The sequence below is a fragment of the Streptomyces sp. NPDC059906 genome (assembly GCF_042730645.1).
GTDB classification, from domain to species: Bacteria; Actinomycetota; Actinomycetes; order Streptomycetales; family Streptomycetaceae; genus Streptomyces; species Streptomyces rubrogriseus.
On record NZ_JBHWKU010000005.1, the window covers coordinates 241,684 to 262,687 of the forward strand.

General features: G+C 69.8%; 15 protein-coding genes. 9 read left to right on the forward strand and 6 right to left on the reverse strand.

Annotation, left to right across the window (positions count from 1 at the left end; all coding sequences use genetic code 11):
- Positions 1–89: 89 nt before the first annotated feature.
- Positions 90–1,445 (forward strand): replication initiator, encoded by a 1,356-nt coding sequence (locus ACFV9J_RS10895; protein ID WP_385352910.1) that lies wholly within the window; start codon positions 90–92, stop codon positions 1,443–1,445.
- Positions 1,446–1,618: 173 nt separating this feature from the next.
- Here the strand turns inward: ACFV9J_RS10895 and ACFV9J_RS10900 are convergent, their stop codons facing one another.
- The 4 genes from ACFV9J_RS10900 to ACFV9J_RS10915 all read right to left on the reverse strand — a co-directional run bounded on the left by ACFV9J_RS10900 (position 1,619) and on the right by ACFV9J_RS10915 (position 8,156).
- Complete coding sequence (locus ACFV9J_RS10900; protein ID WP_385352675.1) at positions 1,619–3,058, reverse strand: recombinase family protein; 1,440 nt, start codon at positions 3,056–3,058, stop codon at positions 1,619–1,621.
- A 210-nt stretch (positions 3,059–3,268) separates the two neighbouring features.
- On the reverse strand, positions 3,269–4,240 hold the full coding sequence (locus ACFV9J_RS10905) for a Yip1 family protein (RefSeq protein WP_385352677.1): 972 nt from the start codon (positions 4,238–4,240) through the stop codon (positions 3,269–3,271).
- Positions 4,241–4,410: 170 nt separating this feature from the next.
- Positions 4,411–5,715 carry an FG-GAP repeat domain-containing protein gene (locus ACFV9J_RS10910; RefSeq protein WP_385352679.1) on the reverse strand — a complete coding sequence of 435 codons (1,305 nt, stop codon included), beginning with the start codon at positions 5,713–5,715 and terminating at the stop codon, positions 4,411–4,413.
- Positions 5,716–5,849: 134 nt separating this feature from the next.
- The gene (locus tag ACFV9J_RS10915) at positions 5,850–8,156 is read right to left on the reverse strand and encodes a heterodisulfide reductase-related iron-sulfur binding cluster (protein WP_385352681.1); all 2,307 of its coding nucleotides are present in this window, start codon (positions 8,154–8,156) and stop codon (positions 5,850–5,852) included.
- Between the two features lie 445 nt (positions 8,157–8,601).
- Here ACFV9J_RS10915 and dnaK point away from each other — a divergent pair, with 445 nt between their 5' ends.
- The 6 genes from dnaK to ACFV9J_RS10945 all read left to right on the forward strand — a co-directional run bounded on the left by dnaK (position 8,602) and on the right by ACFV9J_RS10945 (position 15,368).
- A complete protein-coding gene (gene dnaK / locus ACFV9J_RS10920; protein ID WP_356868458.1) occupies positions 8,602–10,461 on the forward strand; it encodes a molecular chaperone DnaK in 1,860 nt (619 codons plus the stop codon).
- Entirely contained in the window at positions 10,458–11,135 is a 678-nt protein-coding gene (gene grpE / locus ACFV9J_RS10925; RefSeq protein WP_385352684.1) for a nucleotide exchange factor GrpE, read from the forward strand. Before dnaK ends, grpE begins: the two co-directional genes overlap by 4 nt.
- A 42-nt stretch (positions 11,136–11,177) precedes the next feature.
- Positions 11,178–12,377 (forward strand): molecular chaperone DnaJ, encoded by a 1,200-nt coding sequence (gene dnaJ / locus ACFV9J_RS10930; protein WP_385352686.1) that lies wholly within the window; start codon positions 11,178–11,180, stop codon positions 12,375–12,377.
- A gap of 5 nt (positions 12,378–12,382) precedes the next feature.
- On the forward strand, positions 12,383–12,838 hold the full coding sequence (locus ACFV9J_RS10935; RefSeq protein ID WP_385352688.1) for a heat shock protein transcriptional repressor HspR: 456 nt from the start codon (positions 12,383–12,385) through the stop codon (positions 12,836–12,838).
- Between the two features lie 265 nt (positions 12,839–13,103).
- Positions 13,104–14,174 (forward strand): substrate-binding domain-containing protein, encoded by a 1,071-nt coding sequence (locus ACFV9J_RS10940; RefSeq protein WP_385352912.1) that lies wholly within the window; start codon positions 13,104–13,106, stop codon positions 14,172–14,174.
- A gap of 156 nt (positions 14,175–14,330) precedes the next feature.
- Entirely contained in the window at positions 14,331–15,368 is a 1,038-nt protein-coding gene (locus ACFV9J_RS10945; protein WP_385352690.1) for a LuxR C-terminal-related transcriptional regulator, read from the forward strand.
- Here the strand turns inward: ACFV9J_RS10945 and ACFV9J_RS10950 are convergent.
- Entirely contained in the window at positions 15,331–16,314 is a 984-nt protein-coding gene (locus tag ACFV9J_RS10950) for a LuxR C-terminal-related transcriptional regulator (RefSeq protein WP_385352692.1), read from the reverse strand. The genes ACFV9J_RS10945 and ACFV9J_RS10950 overlap by 38 nt on opposite strands.
- 25 nt (positions 16,315–16,339) lie before the next feature.
- Positions 16,340–17,353 (reverse strand): helix-turn-helix transcriptional regulator, encoded by a 1,014-nt coding sequence (locus ACFV9J_RS10955; protein ID WP_385352694.1) that lies wholly within the window; start codon positions 17,351–17,353, stop codon positions 16,340–16,342.
- A gap of 252 nt (positions 17,354–17,605) precedes the next feature.
- Between ACFV9J_RS10955 and ACFV9J_RS10960 the strand changes: the two genes are divergently transcribed.
- Entirely contained in the window at positions 17,606–17,941 is a 336-nt protein-coding gene (locus ACFV9J_RS10960) for a hypothetical protein (RefSeq protein ID WP_003975277.1), read from the forward strand.
- A 304-nt stretch (positions 17,942–18,245) separates the two neighbouring features.
- Complete coding sequence (gene clpB, locus ACFV9J_RS10965; protein WP_385352696.1) at positions 18,246–20,855, forward strand: ATP-dependent chaperone ClpB; 2,610 nt, start codon at positions 18,246–18,248, stop codon at positions 20,853–20,855.
- Positions 20,856–21,004: the final 149 nt, after the last annotated feature.

The window sequence follows — 21,004 nt, forward strand, 5'->3', positions numbered from 1 at the left end:
GCGGCGGCCCACCCCGGAAGGTCACCACCATCACCCCGCACCCCACCACCCCGGCTGACCGGCGCGCCGCCCTCGACCACGCGGCGCGCCTGCGTCAGCTCCCCGAAGCCGACCGAGACGCCCTCCGCATCGCCCAAGACCCCGACTTCTCCCGCTGGTTGCAACAGACCTCCCAAACCGGCGGCTGCGCTCATCCCGTCCACCTCTCCGGCTCCACCACCACCGTGGACCACGCAACCGGCGAAATCCTCCGCCACTACGACACCCGCAACGAACCCGGCGAACGCCTCTTGGTCCGCTGCCGCAACCGCCGGGCAACGGTCTGTCCTGCCTGCTCCCGACTCCACGCGGGCGACACGTTCCACCTGGTTCGCGCCGGTCTCATGGGCGGCAAGAACGTTCCCGCCACCGTTCGCACGCGTCCGCGCCTCTTCGTCACCCTGACCGCACCTTCCTTCGGACCCGTCCACCGGACCGGAGTGCTGTGCCGGCCTCGCCGTGACGGGGGCACCTGCGAACACGGCCGCCCCCTCGGCTGCGGGACCATGCACGCCCCGGACGCTCCCGCTGTCGGACAGCCCCTCTGCCCGGACTGCTACGACTACACCGCACACGTCCTGTGGCACGCCCATGCCTCCAAGCTGTGGGACCGCTTCGTCATCCACGTCCGGCGGCGCCTCGCCTCCTCGGCGGGCATCGTGCAATCCCGCTTCGCCCGGCACGCCCGGCTGTCCTTCGCGCGCATCGCCGAGTATCAGAAGCGGGCGGCCGTCCATGTGCATGCCGTGGTTCGCCTCGACGGCCCTGACGGTCCCACCGACGAACCCCCGTCTTGGGGCACGACGGATCGGCTCACCCGCGCCGTGCACGCCTCCGCCCAGCGCGTGACCGTCCGCACCCCCTACAGCCTGGCCGTAGGCGAACTGGAATTGAGCTGGGGCACGCAGACCGACGTGCGCGCCCTGCACGCTGAAGGTGACGGGCCCGACGATGATGCCGTGGCCGCCTACGTCGCCAAGTACGTCAGCAAGGGCACCGACGAGACAGGCGCCGGCACCGACCACAAAGTCACCACCTGCGACGACATCGACTCGGCCCCCGTCAGCCGACACGTCCGCACCCTCATGCACACCTGCTGGCGCCTCGGCGGCCTCCCCGAATTCGAGCCCCTGCGCCTGCGCACCTGGACCCACACCCTCGGCTACCGGGGCCACATCCTCACCAAATCCCGCGCCTACTCCACCACCTACGCCGCCTTGCGTGCCGAACGTGCCCACCACGTCGGCCACGCTGACATCCCCGACGCGATCACAGACGCGCACTGGCGTTACGTCGGCTCCGGCCACACCCCCGGCGCCGCGCTTATCGCCGCCGGGATAGCGGATGATCTGGCCCGCAACCGCGAAACCGCACGTCACGAACGGGGCCCCAGAGGGCGGGGATAGTGGCGACTCAGCAGAAGATCACCAGTAGGGACGAGTGGCTCCGGAGACACCTGGAGCGCGCACCGGTGAGGGATCGGGCATGGGTCAGGCGTCTCCGCACACTTCATGGCGAGTGAGCAGCGTCAAACAGAGGACGGCCCCAGATTCATGATGTCTGGGGCCGTCCGTCCTGGTCAGTCCCGCCAGACAGGTTCGATCAGGTCAGGATTGAAGATCCGCTTGCCGCGCCCGGCCGGGTGGATCACCACAGCCGACAGGCTGTGCAGGATGATCTCTTGTTGCCGCTCGATGGGAAGCTCTCGCAGCTCCTCGCGGCTCTTGATCCCCTCGCTGACGGACTCAGCCCGCTTGATCTCCCTCTGAAAGCGGCCACGTTCCAGCTTCAGTTCGTCCCGTCGGCGCTCCAGATCCGGCAGGAGCTGAAGTAGCGAGGACATGGTGATCTTGCGGTTGTTCGCGGCCGTGGTCAGGGCCTTGATGTCGTCCGATACGGCCTTGAACTCGGCCTCCCTCGGCCACTCCGCAGACGTAGGGCTGCCGTCCTCCGCCGCCCTCCTGCGCTGTTCCTCCAGGACGAGGTCGATGATCAGGTTCTCTATGGGTTCCCCGACCCGTCCGACCTTGCCGCAACCGCCGTTCACGACGGAGCACTGATAGCTGTACTTCGACGCCTTCGATCCTGGCTTCCAGAGTCGGTTGATCTGACCCCTGATCTTGTTGTGGCACAGTCCGCAGCGGGCGATACCGGAGAGCAGATACTTGCGCGCGACCGGCCTACCGGCGGCAGGGTTGGCCTGCTTCCGTTCGGCAACGGCGGCGCAGACTGCTTCCCACTCCTCCGGAGTGTTGATCGTGTCCCACTCGCCGATCACCGGTTCCCCACTGTCGTTGAGCAGGATCTCACCGTGATAGGTGCGGTAGCCGCACAGTCGGGGGCTGGTCACCATCAGTTCGACGTGGTGGTGTGCCATCCGCTTGGTTCCCTCGCGCGGTCGGCCGATCCCCTCTTCCTGCCAGCGCTTACGGATGGTGCCGATGCGCACTCCGGCCAGGATCTCCTTCTGTGCCTCACGGATGTGCCGTGCCGCCTCGGGGTCGACTTTGTTCGGGTCGTCCTTCTTCCACCCGTACGGCGACGGGCCGCCGTTCGACTTCCCGTTCAACGCGAGTTCGAGGTGTTTCCGCTTGATGCGGCGGGCGGTGTCGTGTGACGACTTGTTGGCGAACGCGACCATCACGCGTGCCATGGTCCGGCCGTCCGCCGACGACAGGTCGATGTCGTTCGTGACGGTGACGAACGTCAGGCGCTTCCGGGTCTCGAAGACCTCGATCAGACGTTCAAGATCCTTCGGCTGGCGGGCCAGCCTGTCCAGGTCGTAGGACACCACGCCGTCGATGAGCCCGGCCGTCAGATCGGACAGCATCAGCTCGAACTCGGGGCGGCGCACGTTCCGTTTGTACGCGGAGACGTCGTTGTCCTCGTAGATCTTCGCCACGCTCAGTCCGCGCAGGTCGGCCAGTCGTTCGCAGTCCTGCCGCTGGCGGGCGACTCCTAGACCGTCGCCCTCGTCGTCTCGTGAGATCCGGGTGTAGATGGCCACCTTGCGTGCCACGCTTGGTTCCTCCCCCACCCCGGCGGGCCTCTGCCGGAGTGAAGCAAGGTTACTACCCTCATACAGGTCACTCAGCCTGGAGCGTTCAGCCGCCCGTCGTACGGCGGCAGGGACAGGTGCTCGACGCCTGACCGGACGGACCGGCGGACAGATCCGACGCGAAGGGCCCCGGCGTGACGTACCCGCCGGGGCCCTTCCGTATGCCTGCGGCTAGAACGTGCCCAGCTTCACGATCGACAGCAGTGCGATCAGCTGGATCGCGGACGCGCCCAGCGCCTTCGGCCAGGGCAGGTCGTGGGAGCGGCCGACCATCAGGGTGAGGAGGGCGCCGGCCGCGACCCAGGTGGCCCAGCCGAGGATCTGGACGAAGGGCGCGTCACCGCCGGCGAACATCGCGACGACCAGGCGCGGGGCGTCCGTGAGGGACATGATCAGCATGGAGAGGCCGACCGTGGGCTGCCAGGCGCCGTCGCCGCCGAGCTGGCGGGCCAGGGTGTGGGTGACCACACCCAGGACGAAGGCGCTCAGCACCAGCGCCACCGCCGTGGTCAGGACGATCGGGATCGCGTTGGAGAGGGTGGCGTTGATCGCCTCCTCGCGGGCGCCGTCGAAGCCGAAGACCGCCAGCAGGCCGTAGAGGAACGTCACGATGAGCGCCGGGGCCCACATCGCGTAGTCCCGCATCTGGAGGAAGGTCTGGTTGGGCGCCAGGATCACGCCCCTCAGGAGGTCCTTCCAGTGCAGGCGGGGCCCGACCGGGCCGGGGGCCGGGGCGGAGCCGGCGCGGTAGGTGTCGCCCTGGTGGTAGGGGTCGTCGACCGTGAACGCCTGGGTGTGGCCCGGGTTGTTGGCCGCGTACGGGTCGTACGGGGCCTGCTGGGGGTGGCCGCCGGGGCCGCCCTGTCCGTAGCCGCCGTCGCCGAAGTACTCCGGCTCACCGTGCCCGCCGACAGGTCCGCCGCCGTGCCCGCCGCCGGGTGCCTGCGGCCAGGGCGATCCGCCGGGGGCCCGGCCCGGTCCGGGGGCGCCACCTCCGTACGGCGGCTGCGGGTACGGCTGCTGAGGCGTCGCCGGGCCGCCGTACGGGGGTCCCTGGGGCGCCTGCTGTCCGTACGGGGGGCGTTGCGGTCGCGCGTTTGGAGCGCCGTTGTCCCGGCCGCGTCCGATCCTGAATCCAGCCACGCCTTCGAACGTACCTGGTCCCGGAGAGTGACGTGCGGGGCCCGGCGGTTCGGGGGTCCTTTGCTGCCGAGCTGTGACATCCCTTACGGGTGCTCCCCGAGGCGTCCCCGACGTCCGACCGGTGGGCCCGGCGCGTGCGTCCGCCGGGCCCCTACGGGGTCAGGAGTGGGTCAGGAGGGGGTCAGGAACTGTGTCGTCGAGAAGGTGACCGCGGCCCGTGGCGTGACCAGGTCGTTCGTCGTGCCCCGGTGGATCTCGACGGAGTCCTTCGTGTCGCCCTGGGACGTGCGCAGCACCAGGTCCGCCAGGCCGTCGCCGTCGAAGTCGCCGGCCGTCAGCACCCGGGTCGTGCCCGTCGACGCGGGCCGCACCGTGACCGCGCCCCGCGTCGTGGGGCCCGTCGCGCGGCCGGGGTACACGCGTACTCCGGAGCCGCTGGAGACCAGGTCGCTCAGGCCGTCGCCGTCGAAGTCGGCGGCGTCGAGCATCGAGCCGGGGGTGTCGAGGGTGCCGCGGGCCGCGGTGGGGAGGTCGTAGCGCAGCGCGGTGCCGTCCAGGGTGCCCACCGCCGCGTCCAGCGCCTTGCCCTTGCCGAAGGCGCCCAGGGCGATGTCGACGCCGGTGGGGAGGGTGACCCCGGTGCGGGCCGGGCCGTCGGGGCCGCCCAGGACGAGGGCCGCCTTGCCGGGGCCCGCGGAGACGCGGACGACCAGGTCGTCGTACCCGTCGCGGTTCACGTCGGCGGCGGGGCCGGTCGGTGCCTCGCCGGGGGACGGGACGGGCGCGCCGGCCCTGTCCGGGGCGCCCTCGCGGGTGAAGGGGCCGCGCAGGTGGCTGAGGCGGCCGGCGGAGGCGTGGACGACCAGGTCCTGGGCGCCGTCGCCGTCGAAGTCGCCGCACACCGGGCGCTCGGGCCAGTCGTTGCCGTAGCGGGCCTTGTCCGGGATGGTCAGCGGGACCGCACGGCCGGTCGGTCCCGACGGGGAGCCGAAGAGGAGCTGGAGCGGGACCGGGGGGCGGCCCTGGCCGTCGTAGGGCGGGTCGGTGGTGACCACGAGGTCGGTGAAGCCGTCGCCGTCGAGGTCGCAGCTCGCCTCCGCCTCGAAGACGGCCGGCAACCGGCCGTCGGTCGGCGCCGCGTACTTCTTCGGCGTGAGCAACTGCCGGGCTCCCGGCACCAGTCCGCGGGGAGAGCCGTAGACGATGCCGATGCCCGCGTCGTCCGTGTGGGTCTCCGCCGTGACCAGGTTGTCGAGGACCAGGTCGCGGTGGCCGTCGCCGTTGAAGTCGTCGGGGACCTCGCTGCCCTCGCCGTGCGGGACGGGGAGCAGGGCGGGGGCCTGGGCGGCGCGTACGGGGGTGGGCGCGGCGGCGTCCTCGGCCGCGGGCGCCGGGCCGTGGCCGCAGGCGGCGAGCAGCAGCAGGCAGCCGGCGGCGGCCGTGCCGGTCAGGGTGGTTCTTCGCAGGCGCCGCACCGTTCACCTCGTCCGTATCAACCCGTAACACCAGCACCGACAACGACCGGGTAATCATGCACGCGTTCGACATACGGCGACACCCCCGGGTGCGGACGGAACCCGGGGGTGTCGGTCGAGCGGGTGCGCGGCGGCTACTTCACCGGCTCCGGCGTCGGCTCGCTCTCCGGCGTCGGCTCGCCGGTCGGGTCGGCCGGGGTCCTGACGGAGTCCAGCAGGAGCTGGGCGACGTCGACGACCTGGATGGACTCCTTGGCCGTTCCGTCGTTCTTCTTGCCGTTGACCGAGTCCGTCAGCATGACCAGGCAGAACGGGCAGGCCGTGGAGACGATGTCCGGGTTGACGGAGAGGGCCTCGTCGACGCGCTCGTTGTTGATGCGCTTGCCGATCCGCTCCTCCATCCACATCCGCGCGCCGCCGGCGCCGCAGCAGAAGCCGCGCTCCTTGTGGCGGTGCATCTCCTCGTTGCGGACGCCGGGGACGGCGGCGATGATCTCGCGCGGCGGGGTGTAGATCTTGTTGTGGCGGCCCAGGTAGCAGGGGTCGTGGTAGGTGATGATGCCCTCGACCGGGGTGACCGGGAGCAGCTTGCCCTCGTCGACCAGGTGCTGGAGCAGCTGGGTGTGGTGGATGACCTCGTAGTCGCCGCCGAGCTGCGGGTACTCGTTGCCGAGGGTGTTGAGGCAGTGCGGGCAGGTGGCGACGATCTTCTTCGCCGACTTGGGCTTCGCCGACTCGGGCACCACCTTGCCGTCGTCGTCCATCTCCTCGCCGAAGGCGGCGTTGAGGGACATGACGTTCTCCATGCCGAGCTCCTGGAACAGGGGCTCGTTGCCGAGGCGGCGGGCGGAGTCGCCGGTGCACTTCTCGTCGCCGCCCATGATCGCGAACTTGACGCCCGCGATGTGGAGCAGCTCGGCGAACGCCTTGGTGGTCTTCTTGGCGCGGTCCTCGAGGGCGCCGGCGCAGCCAACCCAGTACAGGTACTCGACCTCGGTGAGGTCCTCGATGTCCTTGCCGACGACCGGGACCTCGAAGTCCAGCTCCTTGAGCCATTCCAGGCGCTGCTTCTTCGCCAGGCCCCAGGGGTTGCCCTTCTTCTCCAGGTTCTTGAGCATCGTGCCCGCCTCGGACGGGAACGCCGACTCGATCATGACCTGGTAGCGGCGCATGTCGACGATGTGGTCGACGTGCTCGATGTCGACCGGGCACTGCTCGACGCAGGCGCCGCAGGTGGTGCAGGACCACAGGACGTCCGGGTCGATGACGCCGCCCGCGGCGAAGCCGCTGTCGGATGCGGCCTCAAGGGTGCCGATCAGCGGGCGCTCGGCCTCCGCCAGGGCCGCGGCCGGGACACCGGCGAGCTGCTCCTCGGACGCCTTCTCCTCGCCCTCCATCGTCTTGCCGCCGCCGGCCAGCAGGTAGGGGGCCTTGGCGTGCGCGTGGTCGCGCAGGGACATGATCAGGAGCTTGGGGGAGAGCGGCTTGCCGGTGTTCCAGGCGGGGCACTGCGACTGGCATCGGCCGCACTCGGTGCAGGTGGAGAAGTCCAGCAGGCCCTTCCAGGAGAACTGCTCGACCTGGGAGACGCCGAAGACGTCGTCGTCGCCGGGGTCGGTGAAGTCGATCGGCTTGCCGCCCGAGGTCATCGGGAGCAGCGCGCCGAGCGCGGTGCCGCCCTTGGCGTCGCGCTTGAACCAGATGTTCGGGAAGGCCAGGAAGCGGTGCCAGGCCACGCCCATGTCGGTCTTCAGGGCGACCGTGATCATCCAGATGAAGGAGGTCGCGATCTTCAGCCCGGCGAAGAAGTAGACGAGGTTCTGGAGCGTGCCGAGGTCCGCGTCCCGGAGCGCGGAGACCACCGGGTACGAGATGAAGAACGACGCCTCGTAGCCGTCGACGTGGTGGAGGGCGCCCTCCAGCGCGTGCAGCATGAAGATGCAGACGCCGACGATGAGGATGACGGCCTCGACGAAGTACGCCTGGCCGAAGTTGGAGCCGGCGAAGCGGGACTTGCGGCCCGGCTTGCGCGGGTGGGACAGCTGCCGGATGCCGATGAGCACCAGGATGCCGAGCACCGTCATCGTGCCGATGAACTCGACGAAGACGTTGTACGGCGCCCAGTCGCCGATGACCGGCAGGATCCAGTCGGCCTGGAAGAGCTGGCCGACGGCGTTGACGATCGTCAGCAGCAGGGAGAAGAAGCCCACCGCGACGAACCAGTGCGCCACGCCGACGATGCCCCAGCGGTTCATCCGGGTGTGGCCGAGGAACTCCCTGACCACGGTGACGGTGCGGTCCACGGGGTCGTTGGTCCGCGTTCCGGCCGGCACCGGCTGGCCCAGCCGCAGGTAGGTGACGATCTGCAGGACGGCGCGGCCGAACAGTGCGACGCCGACCACGATCAGGACCAGCGACACGATGATCGCGGCGAGTTGCATTTGGGGGCTCCTCGGGCCTGCGAGGTTGCGAGGGGGCGGTATTACTAAGCGGTAACTTATTCAGTTCGTCTGAGAGTACCCCCATCCTCCGCCGCACTGTAGTCGGACGTGCGGTGATCTGCGTCGCTGAGGCAACCCTGACCCCGGCGGGGTGTGGAGGCACGGGCTCCGGTCCACCGGGCCGGGCCGGGCGGGGTGGGCGGGTGCGGGCCGGAGTGTCCCAGGCGCCTCGCGGGGCAACCGGAGTCGCGGGCGGTGCGTCCTTCCGGGCGGCGATTTTTCCGGTTCGTCAGGCCGCGCGTACCGAGAACGTACAGGTCGGGGCGTCGTTGCGTGTAAGGAGCGGATAAGAGTTGAGTCGGCTCGACTCACCTCTGTTGACCCATCGCCGGGCGTCATGCACACTTGAGCCTGTTCCACTCAAGTCAGCTGGAGGTTATTCACCATGGCACGTGCGGTCGGCATCGACCTGGGCACGACTAACTCCGTCGTCAGCGTTCTGGAGGGCGGCGAGCCCACCGTCATCACCAACGCCGAGGGCGCCAGGACCACGCCGTCCGTCGTCGCCTTCGCCAAGAACGGCGAGGTGCTCGTCGGCGAGGTGGCCAAGCGCCAGGCGGTCACGAACGTCGACAGGACCATCCGCTCGGTCAAGCGCCACATGGGCACCGACTGGAAGGTCAACCTGGACGGCAAGGACTTCAACCCGCAGCAGATCAGCGCCTTCGTGCTGCAGAAGCTGAAGCGGGACGCCGAGTCCTACCTGGGCGAGAAGGTGACCGACGCGGTCATCACCGTCCCGGCGTACTTCAACGACGCCGAGCGCCAGGCCACCAAGGAGGCCGGTGAGATCGCGGGCCTCAACGTCCTGCGCATCGTCAACGAGCCGACCGCCGCCGCGCTGGCGTACGGCCTCGACAAGGACGAGCAGGTCATCCTGGTCTTCGACCTCGGTGGCGGTACGTTCGACGTCTCGCTGCTGGAGATCGGCGACGGCGTCGTCGAGGTGAAGGCCACCAACGGTGACAACAACCTCGGTGGTGACGACTGGGACCAGCGCGTCGTCGACTACCTGGTCAAGCAGTTCCAGTCCGGCCACGGCGTGGACCTGGGCAAGGACAAGATGGCCCTCCAGCGCCTGCGCGAGGCCGCCGAGAAGGCCAAGATCGAGCTGTCCTCGTCCACCGAGACCTCGATCAACCTCCCCTACATCACGGCGTCCGCCGAGGGCCCGCTGCACCTGGACGAGAAGCTCACCCGCGCCCAGTTCCAGCAGCTGACCTCCGACCTGCTGGAGCGCTGCAAGACGCCGTTCCACAACGTCATCAAGGACGCCGGCATCCAGCTCAGCGAGATCGACCACGTCGTTCTCGTCGGCGGCTCCACGCGTATGCCCGCCGTCGCCGAGCTGGTCAAGGAGCTGACCGGCGGCAAGGACGCCAACAAGGGCGTCAACCCGGACGAGGTCGTCGCCATCGGCGCCGCCCTGCAGGCCGGTGTCCTCAAGGGCGAGGTCAAGGACGTCCTGCTGCTCGACGTCACCCCGCTGTCCCTCGGCATCGAGACCAAGGGCGGCATCATGACCAAGCTGATCGAGCGGAACACGACGATCCCGACCAAGCGCTCGGAGATCTTCACCACCGCCGAGGACAACCAGCCCTCCGTGCAGATCCAGGTCTACCAGGGCGAGCGCGAGATCGCGGCGTACAACAAGAAGCTCGGGATGTTCGAGCTGACCGGTCTGCCGCCGGCGCCCCGCGGCGTCCCGCAGATCGAGGTCGCCTTCGACATCGACGCCAACGGCATCATGCACGTGACCGCGAAGGACCTGGGCACGGGCAAGGAGCAGAAGATGACCGTCACCGGCGGCTCCTCGCTGCCGAAGGACGAGGTCGACCGGATGCGCCAGGAGGCCGAGAAGTACGCGGAGGAGGACCACGCCCGCCGCGAGGCCGCCGAGTCCCGCAACCAGGGCGAGCAGCTCGTCTACCAGACGGAGAAGTTCCTCAAGGACAACGAGGACAAGGTCCCCGGCGAGGTCAAGACCGAGGTCGAGGAGTCCGTCGCCGAGCTGAAGGAGAAGCTCAAGGGCGAGGACACCGCCGAGATCCGCACCGCCACCGAGAAGGTCGCCGCCGTCTCGCAGAAGCTGGGCCAGGCCATGTACGCCGACGCCCAGGCCGCGCAGGCCGCCGGCGGCGAGGCCCCGGGCGCCGACGCGGGTGCCGCCTCCGGCGACAAGGCCGACGACGACGTCGTCGACGCCGAGATCGTGGACGACGAGCGCAAGGACGGTGCCGCGTGACGGAGGAGACCCCGGGTTTCGAGGAGAAGCCCGACGTCCCCTCCGGCGCCACCCCTGACGACGCCGAGCCGCAGGCCGCCTCCGAAGAGGGGGCGGCCCCGGCCGGGGACGCGAGCGAGAACGCGGGCCTGGTGGCCCAGCTGGACCAGGTGCGCACGGCGCTCGGCGAGCGCACGGCGGACCTCCAGCGCCTCCAGGCCGAATACCAGAACTACCGCCGCCGGGTGGAGCGGGACCGCGTCGCGGTCAAGGAGGTCGCCGTCGCGAACCTCCTGTCCGAGCTGCTTCCCGTGCTCGACGACGTCGGGCGCGCCCGGGAGCACGGCGAACTGGTCGGCGGCTTCAAGTCCGTCGCGGAGTCGCTGGAGACGGTCATCGCCAAGATGGGCCTCCAGCAGTTCGGCAAGGAGGGCGAGCCCTTCGACCCGACGATCCACGAGGCCCTGATGCACTCCTACGCACCGGACGTCACGGAGACGACCTGCGTGGCGATCCTGCAGCCCGGGTACCGGATCGGCGAACGCACCATCCGCCCCGCGCGGGTGGCGGTCGCCGAGCCGCAGCCGGGCGCCCAGCCGGTCAAGCCGGCCGAGGACGCCACCGAGGCGCCGGACGCCTCCGGCGCGGAGGACGACGCCGGGACCAAGGAGAGCGGTGGCCCGGACGAGGGCTGAGCTCGAAGTGACGCACAGGGCGCGAGAGGAGGGACGTCGGGGATGAGCACGAAGGACTTCATCGAGAAGGACTACTACAAGGTTCTCGGCGTCCCCAAGGACGCCACCGAGGCCGAGATCAAGAAGGCGTACCGCAAGCTCGCCCGCGAGAACCACCCGGACGCCAACAAGGGGAACGTCAAGGCGGAGGAGCGCTTCAAGGAGATCTCCGAGGCCAACGACATCCTCGGTGACCCCAAGAAGCGCAAGGAGTACGACGAGGCCCGCAGCCTCTTCGGCAACGGGGGCTTCCGCCCGGGGCCGGGCGCGGGCGGCGGCGGCACCTTCAACTTCGACCTGGGCGACCTCTTCGGAGGCGGCGCCCAGGGCGGGGGAGGCCAGGGCGGCGCCGGCGGCTTCGGCGGCGGCCTCGGGGACGTCTTCGGCGGCCTGTTCAACCGCACCGGCGGCGGACCGGGCACCGGCACGCGCACGCAGCCGCGGCGCGGGCAGGACATCGAGTCCGAGGTCACCCTGAGCTTCACCGAGGCCATCGAGGGCGCGACCGTGCCGCTCCGGATGTCCTCGCAGGCGCCCTGCAAGGCCTGTTCGGGCACCGGCGACAAGAACGGCACGCCGCGCGTGTGCCCGACCTGCGTCGGCACCGGCCAGGTCGCCCGGGGCTCGGGCGGCGGCTTCTCCCTCACCGACCCGTGCCCGGACTGCAAGGGCCGCGGCCTGATCGCCGAGGACCCCTGCGAGGTCTGCAAGGGCTCCGGACGCGCCAAGTCCTCGCGGACGATGCAGGTCCGTATCCCCGCCGGGGTCTTGGACGGCCAGCGCATCCGGCTGCGCGGCAAGGGCACGCCGGGCGAGCGGGGCGGCCCGGCGGGCGACCTGTACGTGGTCGTGCACGTCAAGGAGCACCCCGTCTTCGGCCGCAGGGGCGACAACCTCACCGTCACCGTCCCGGTCACCTACGCCGAGGCGGCCCTCGGCGGCGAGGTCCGCGTCCCGACCCTGGGCGGTCCGCCCGTCACGCTGAAGCTGCCGGCGGGCACGCCGGGCGGGCGCACCATGCGGGCCCGGGGCAAGGGCGCGGTCCGCAAGGACGGCACCCGCGGCGACCTCCTGGTCACCGTGGAGGTGAGTGTTCCGAAGGATCTGACGGGGAAGGCTCGTGACGCGCTTGAGGCGTATCGCGAGGCGACCGCGGACGAGGATCCGCGGGCGGAGTTGTTCCAGGCCGCGAAGGGAGCTTGACGGGAATGGACGGTCGTCGACGCAACCCGTACGAACTGACCGAGGACACCCCGGTCTACGTCATCTCGGTGGCGGCCCAGCTCTCCGGCCTGCACCCGCAGACCCTGCGCCAGTACGACCGCCTCGGCCTGGTCTCCCCGGACCGCACGGCCGGCCGCGGCCGGCGCTACTCGGCCCGCGACATCGAACTGCTGCGCACGGTCCAGCAGTTGTCGCAGGACGAGGGCATCAACCTGGCCGGAATCAAGCGCATCATCGAACTGGAGAACCAGGTCGCCGAGCTGCAGGCCCGCGCGGCCGAGCTGGCCGCCGCCCTCGACGGCGCGGCCACGGCGATGCGCCAGCGCGAGGCCGCGGTGCACGCGTCGTACCGCCGTGACCTGGTCCCTTACCAAGAGGTACAGCAGACCAGCGCCCTGGTGGTCTGGCGGCCGGGGCGCCGCGGCCAGTCCTCGGACTGAGCCGGACCGGCAGACGGCACAAGGGAAAACGGCATCACCGGCCCCGGAGGACCACCTCGTCCTCCGGGGCTGGTTCACAACGGTGCTGTCTCATTGGTCTAGTACTTCTTGACGATTTGGTGAAGACAGCGTTGGCTCTCTTCACCGGGGGTCACCTGGGTCACCTGGATACCAACTACACCCGTGTGTCGGAAGGTCTAGCGCAGTGAGCAGCCGTGCCCGTGCCCGTGCCCGTCGTACCGCCATATCCGTGGCCGCGTCCCTGATGACCCTCTCGCTGGCCTCCTGCGGCATGCTGGGCGCGTCGGAGAGCAGCGACGACGCCAGCCCGTCCAAGGGCAACGACCTCCTGGTCGGGCTGCTGCTGCCGGAGAAGGAGAACACGCGCTACGAGCAGTTCGACTACCCCTTCTTCAAGAAGAAGGTCGGCGAGCTGACGCGTGACGAGGGCATCGTCAAGTACGCCAACGCCGAGGCCAGCGCCACCAAGCAGGCCGACCAGATGCAGCAGATGATCGAGGACAAGGTCGACGTGATCGTGCTGGACGCGGTCGACTCGCACGCCATCGCGGACGGCGTGCAGAAGGCCAAGGACGCCGGCATCCCCGTCATCGCCTACGACCGGCTGGCCGAGGGCCCGATCGACGCCTACATCTCCTTCGACAACGAGCTGGTCGGCGAGGTCCAGGGCCGCTCGCTCATCGAGGCGCTCGGCGGCGACCCGAAGAGCTCCGAGAAGATCGTCATGATGAACGGCTCGTCCACCGACCCGAACGCCAAGCAGTTCAAGGCGGGCGCGCTGTCGGAGCTGAACGGCAAGGTGACGATCGCCCAGTCCTTCGACACCAAGGACTGGAAGCCGGAGAACGCCGAGGCGAACATGACCGAGGCGATCGAGAAGATCGGCAAGAACAAGATCGCGGGCGTCTACTCCGCCAACGACGGCATGGCGGGCGGCATCATCAAGGCCCTGGAGGACGCGGGCGTCACCGACCTGCCGCCGATCACCGGCCAGGACGCGGAACTCGCGGCGGTCCAGCGGATCGTCACCGGCGAGCAGTACATGAGCGTGTACAAGTCCTATCCGCAGGAGGCCGAGAACGCCGCGGAGATGGCCGTGGCGCGGGTCCAGGGCCGGGACATCCAGTTCGACGCGCTCGCCCGCGACAAGGTCGACAGCCCCACCCACAAGGGCATCCCCGCGCAGCTCGTCCCCGTCGTGGCCCTCACCAAGGCCAACATCGAGGAGACGGTCGTCGCGGAGGGCTTCTACAAGGTCACCGACATCTGCACCGCCAAGTACGCGGACGCGTGCGCGGAGCTAGGTCTGAAGTAGACAGCCCGCGTGTCCGCCCGGTTCCACGGGGACCGGGCGTTCCGCTCTCAACCGGCTCTTTTCGGCCTCCGTCCGCCGCGGAGCCTTGTTGCGGAGCCGGTCCCGGCCGCGCATAGTTGCGCTGCGGAAGAGCCGGAACCGGGGGTGGGATGGGCGATGGCCGGGCACGGGGCTCAGGAGCACCCCCACGGGGCCGACCGGCTGTGCGCGGCCGGGGACCGCGTGTACTCCCGGGCGGTCCGGCGCGGCCGGGTGCCGCGCCAGGACGCCGAGCCGGTGCCCTGCCTCCTGGAACTGGCCCTGCTGCACCCCGACCCCGACGACATGGACTGGCTGGTGCCGACCTCCCCGCAGGAGGTGATGACGCGGCTGCTGCGCGGGGTGCACGACGAGGTCAGCGCCAGTCAGCGGCGGGTGGGCTCGGCCGTGGAGGCCTTCGAGTGGTACGCGGACCTCGGCCGGCTGCTCCAGACCCCGGCCGGCACCGAGAGCACGGCGATCCGGGTCCTCGACGGGCTGTCCCGCATCCAGGCCGCGATGGACGAGGCGACGCAGGCCTGTACGACGGAGGTGCTCACCGTCCAGCCCGGCGGCATCCGGCGCGAGCACGAGCTGTCCGAGGGCCTGCACCGGGCGCTGGCGCTGCGCGGGCGCGGGGTGCGGATGCGGGACCTGTACACGCACGTGGCCCGGCACGGCCAGGGCCTGCTCAACTACCTGGAGCTGATGGGCGACGCGGTGGAGGCCCGCACCCTGGACGAGGTCATCGACCGGCTCATCCTCTTCGACCGCACCGTCGCCTTCATCCCCGCCAACAGCGACCGCACGATGGCCCTGGAGCTGCGCCACCCCGCCCTGATCTCCTACCTGGTCACGGTCTTCGAACGCCTCTGGCGCCTCGCCATCCCCTTGACCGCCCCCCTCCCCGACACCGGCATCGAGGGCATCTCCCACCGCGAGCAGTCCATCGCGGCGCTCCTCGCGGAGGGCCACCAGGACGCGGTGATCGCCGAACGCCTCGGCATCAGCGTCCGTACGGCCCGTGCGCACATCGCCCGGCTCTCGGAGACCCTGGGCGCGGCGAGCCGCACGCAGTTGGGCGTCCGCATAGCCCAGGCCGGCCTCGACGGCTCCCCGCGCAGCGCCCCGCCCCCCGTCATCCTTCCCGGTCGAGAATCCCCGACTGCCCGATGAGGTAGCCGAGTTGCGCCCGGCTCTCGCTGCCGAGGGTGGCGGCGAGTTTGGCGATGTGGACACGGGCGGTACGGACGTTCATGCCGAGGCGGTCGGCGATGTCGCTGTCGGTGTGGCCTTCGACGAGGAGGGCGGCTATGGCGCGTTGGCGGGGGGTGATGCCGTTGAGCGTGGGCTGGTGGACGGCTTGCGGGTACATGGGGGTGGCCAGGTGCCAGAGGCGGTCGAAGGTGTTGACGAAGTACGCGATGAGGGCGGGATGGCGGACTTCGAGCGCGAGGGATCGGTCGGCGCTGGCGGGGATGAAGGCGACGGTGCGGTCGACGATGATCAGGCGTTCGGTCACCTCGTCCAGGGTGCGCGCCTCGACGTCGCCGGTCAGCTGCTCGTAGCGGGCCCGCGTATAGGGGGCGTGGCGGATGGTGTGCTGGTACAACGCCCTTACCCGGGCCCCGCGGTCGAGGAAGGCCTGGTCCCGCTTCATGGCCCCTTCGAGGATGTCGGGGCGCTTGGTGACGTGCGAGTCGTGCGGCTGGATCGCGAGGAGCTCCTTCCTGCCCTCGGCCATGGCTTCCTCGATGGCCTGGCCCGTCCGCTCCTTGCTGCCGAGGATTCTGAGGGCCGGGGTGTCCTCGGTGAGGACGTCGCGCCGGCCCAGGCGGATGAGGGGCTCGAAGACATCGGCCATCCGCTGCCCGCGCCGCCGCTCGTCGGCGACGCGGTCCTCGGAGGACCGGAGCAGGCGTTGCAGCACCACGGTGGGCGGCACGGGCTCCAGGCGGTCCAGGTCGTCGACGGCGGGGTGGAGGAGGCCGTTGTCGATCAGGCAGGGTGCCGTCGCCGCCGCGGCGCCGGGGAGGTGCCCCTCCCGCAGTGCGCGGGCGTAGATCTCCAGGCCCGCATCACACAGCTCCTCCGCTCCGTGGTGATGCACCTCTGGGGTCACGTGTGACTCTCTTCGTCGACTGCGATCAGTGATCGTTCTCCAGGATCCCGGACTGGGCGATGAGGAAGCCGAGCTGGGCGCGGCTGCCGCTGCCGAGGGCCTGTGCCAGCTTGGCTATGTGCGCCCGGCAGGTGCGCACGTTCATGCCCAGGCGCCGGGCGATGGCCTCGTCGACGTGTCCTTCGACCAGCAGCTTGGCTATGGAGTACTGGATGTCGGTGATACCACCCGGTGCGGGTTCGTAGGGCGCGCCCGCGCTCAGCGGCACGGACCGGCTCCACATGAATTCGAAGACCTTGATCAGGTAACGGACCAGGCCGGGGTTACGGATTTCGAGGGCGACCTGCTGGTCGTCGCGGGTCGGGATGAACGCCACGGTCTCGTCGCAGACGATGAGGCGCTCCACCACCTCGTCGATCGTGCGGTACTCCGCCTTGCCGTTGGACAGCTGGGCGACATAGGCGATCTTCTGTGGGCTGTACCGAGCCGTGTGCTGGTAGAGCGTGCGGATCCGTACGCCGCGTTCCGTCAGCGGCTTGTCCCGCTCGAGCCCCTGGGTGAGGCTGCGTTCGGAGAACCGGTCGTCGCTCGGCTGTACCGTGAGCATCTCCGTCTGGCACTGGGTGGTGGCCAGGTTGAGGGCCGAGTTGATGCGGTCACCGCCCTCCAGCACCGTGATGGAGTGCTCGCTCCTCGCCGGCTGCGTGCCGATGGCCATGAAGGGTTCGAACGCGTCCGCCAGCTCGATCGAGAGCCGCCGCCGCTCCGTGATCTCCCGCTCGATGGGGTGCAGGCGCTGGGCCAGAGCGGCGGACGGGGGCACCGGACGCAACCAGTCGGCATCGTCCGGATCCGGGTGTATCAGCGCCAGTTCCATCAGGCAGGGAGCGGACTCCACGTCCGCCCTCGCGATCCGTCCCGTGCGTAGGGCGTTCGCGTAGAGCCGGGTACCTTCGTCGCACAGTTCGGTCACCGCATGGGGATGCGACGCCTTAGTCTGATTTGCCACCAAATCTCCACCCCCCAGGGTCCTGAACATGCAGGAACATGATGCACCGATTGTGTGGCCATGAGGTGTTGGAATGAGCCATCGTCTTACCTGACGGGGGAAGAGGAGACTTACGAGTGAGGACGAAGCCGACCATGCGCAACAGACTGGTTCGCTCGGTGCTTGCTGGCGCCCTCTTCGCCGCCGCGATCTTCGGAGCGCTGAGCTTTCACTCCGACACGGAGGGCGATGTTCGGGCGGACAGTCACTGGCCATCGGGCGTTGCGAACACGGGGGGCTGAAGTGACCACGCCACCCGACGACCGCTCCTTCCGTCGTGAAATGGCCACCGCCTACCGCTCCGGCTGGCACTTCATCGACCTGGTCACCGCGATCCCGCACGCCGGTGACTCGCTGATGGTGACCGTCTTCGGCGAGCCGGTCGTCGTCACGCTGGACGAGGACGGCGACGTGCGTGCGTACCGGTGTCTGCGGCGGCCTCGGGGGGCGCCGCAGCCCGTGCGGTGTGCCATCCGGTACGGAATGATCTTTGTGAACCTGGACCAGCGGGACCACCGGCTCGAGCAGCCGGAGATCCCCGAAGTGAGGACCATCTCGGCCACCCCCCGCAGTGCCTGACGCGATTCCCCCGTCGTAACACAATCGCTCAGGTGCTTCCCCCCGGCAGCGGCGTCACCGTGACCTGAACACGGTGACGCCGCTGTCGCATGTGCGGACATCTCGCGACAGTGGCCGGTTCCGCAGCTGGCCGAAAAGACACTCGTGTGAAGTGGTCCTGACTCCCTGTGCGGCCACTCCGGCGTCCCTGAGGGTGACGTGTGCGATCCACCGCGAGTGCACCTTGAGTGCACATTGAGTGGAACCGACTCAACTTTGTGTACGCTGGATGAGTCAGCACTGACGCGAGGAGGAGAGCCAGAACGTGGACGCCGAGCTGACCAACCGGAGCCGGGACGCGATCAACGCGGCCAGCAACCGGGCCGTGACCGAGGGAAACGCCGACCTCACCCCTGCCCACCTGCTCCTGGCCCTGCTCCAGGGGCAAGGGCGACGGCAAGATAACGAGAACATCACCGACCTGCTCGCCGCCGTCGAGGCCGACCTCGCCGCGGTGCGCACCGGCGCCGAGCGCATCGTCGCCGGGCTGCCCAGCGTGACCGGGTCCACCGTCGCACCCCCGCAACCCAACCGTGAGATGCTCGCCGTGGTCGCCGACGCCCAGGCACGCGCCAAGGAACTCGGGGACGAGTACCTCTCCACCGAGCACCTGCTCCTCGGCATCGCCGCGAAGGGCGGCGCGGCCGGTGAGGTACTGGAGGGGCAGGGAGCCAGTGCGAAGAAGCTGCAGGAGGCCTTCCGCAAGGCGAGGGGAGGGCGTCGCGTGACCACCGCCGACCCCGAGGGCCAGTACAAGGCCCTGGAGAAGTTCGGTACCGACCTCACCGCGGCCGCCCGGGACGGAAAGCTCGACCCCGTCATCGGACGGGACCAGGAGATCCGGCGGGTGGTCCAGGTGCTCAGCCGGCGGACCAAGAACAACCCCGTCCTCATCGGCGAGCCCGGCGTCGGCAAGACCGCCGTCGTCGAGGGACTCGCCCAGCGGATCGTCAAGGGGGACGTGCCCGAGTCCCTGAAGGACAAGCGGCTGGTGGCGCTGGACCTCGGCGCCATGGTCGCCGGGGCCAAGTACCGCGGTGAGTTCGAGGAGCGGCTGAAGACCGTCCTCGCCGAGATCAAGGACTCCGACGGGCAGGTCGTCACCTTCATCGACGAGCTGCACACCGTCGTGGGCGCCGGCGCCGGCGGGGACTCCGCCATGGACGCCGGGAACATGCTCAAGCCCATGCTCGCGCGCGGCGAGCTGCGCATGGTGGGCGCCACCACCCTCGACGAGTACCGGGAGCGGATCGAGAAGGACCCCGCCCTGGAGCGGCGCTTCCAGCAGGTGCTGGTCGCCGAGCCGACCGTCGAGGACTCCATCGCCATCCTGCGCGGGCTCAAGGGCCGCTACGAGGCCCACCACAAGGTGCAGATCGCCGACAGCGCGCTGGTGGCCGCCGCCACCCTCTCCGACCGGTACATCACCTCCCGCTTCCTGCCCGACAAGGCCATCGACCTGGTCGACGAGGCCGCCTCCCGGCTGCGCATGGAGATCGACTCCTCGCCCGTCGAGATCGACGAACTCCAGCGCTCCGTCGACCGGCTGAAGATGGAGGAGCTGGCGATCGGCAAGGAGACCGACGCCGCCTCCCTGGAGCGCCTGGAGCGGCTGCGGCGCGACCTCGCCGACAAGGAGGAGGAGCTGCGCGGCCTCACCGCCCGCTGGGAGAAGGAGAAGCAGTCCCTCAACCGGGTCGGCGAGCTGAAGGAGAAGCTCGACGAACTGCGCGGTCAGGCCGAGCGCGCCCAGCGCGACGGCGACTTCGACACCGCCAGCAAGCTGCTCTACGGCGAGATCCCGGACCTGGAGCGCGACCTGGAGGCCGCCTCCGAGGCGGAGGAGGAGGTTGCCCGGGACACCATGGTCAAGGAGGAGGTCGGCGCCGACGACATCGCCGACGTCGTCGCCTCCTGGACCGGCATCCCCGCCGGACGCCTGCTCGAAGGGGAGACGCAGAAGCTGCTGCGCATGGAGGACGAGCTGGGCAAACGGCTCATCGGCCAGAGCGAGGCCGTGCGGGCCGTCTCCGACGCCGTACGGCGCAGCCGGGCCGGGATCGCCGACCCGGACCGCCCGACGGGTTCCTTCCTCTTCCTCGGCCCCACCGGCGTCGGCAAGACCGAGCTGGCCAAGGCGCTCGCCGACTTCCTCTTCGACGACGAGCGGGCCATGGTCCGCATCGACATGTCCGAGTACAGCGAGAAGCACAGCGTGGCCCGGCTGGTCGGCGCCCCGCCCGGATACGTCGGCTACGAGGAGGGCGGCCAGCTCACCGAGGCCGTGCGGCGGCGGCCGTACACCGTTGTACTGCTCGACGAGGTGGAGAAGGCGCACCCCGAGGTCTTCGACATCCTGCTCCAGGTGCTGGACGACGGCCGCCTCACCGACGGCCAGGGCCGCACCGTCGACTTCCGCAACACCATCCTGGTCCTCACCTCCAACCTGGGCAGCCAGTACCTGGTCGACCCGACGACCGGCGAGGCGGAGAAGAAGCAGCAGGTCCTGGAGGTGGTCCGGTCCTCCTTCAAGCCGGAGTTCCTCAACCGGCTCGACGACCTGGTGGTCTTCTCGGCCCTCAGCAAGGAGGAGCTGAGCCGGATCGCCCGGCTCCAGATCAACGGCCTGGCCCGTCGGCTCGCCGAACGCCGCCTCACCCTGGAGGTCACCGACGAGGCCCTCGCCTGGCTGGCCGAGGAGGGCAACGATCCGGCCTACGGCGCCCGCCCGCTGCGCCGCCTCGTGCAGACCGCGATCGGCGACCGGCTCGCCCGGGAGATCCTCTCCGGCGAGATCAAGGACGGCGACACGGTCCGCGTGGACCGCTTCGGCGACGACCTGATCGTGGGCCCGGCGAGCGGCAAGACGCTGTAGAGCGCAAGGTCCTCTCCCATCGCGGTCCTGGAGCAGGTGTTCCAGGACCGCGTGGTCGTGGTGCGGGCGGGCCCTCTCACGGTGAGCTTCGAGTCGATAATGACCGTTTGACGTAACTGATGTGTTGGTGTGCTCGTTGTGTCGAACGG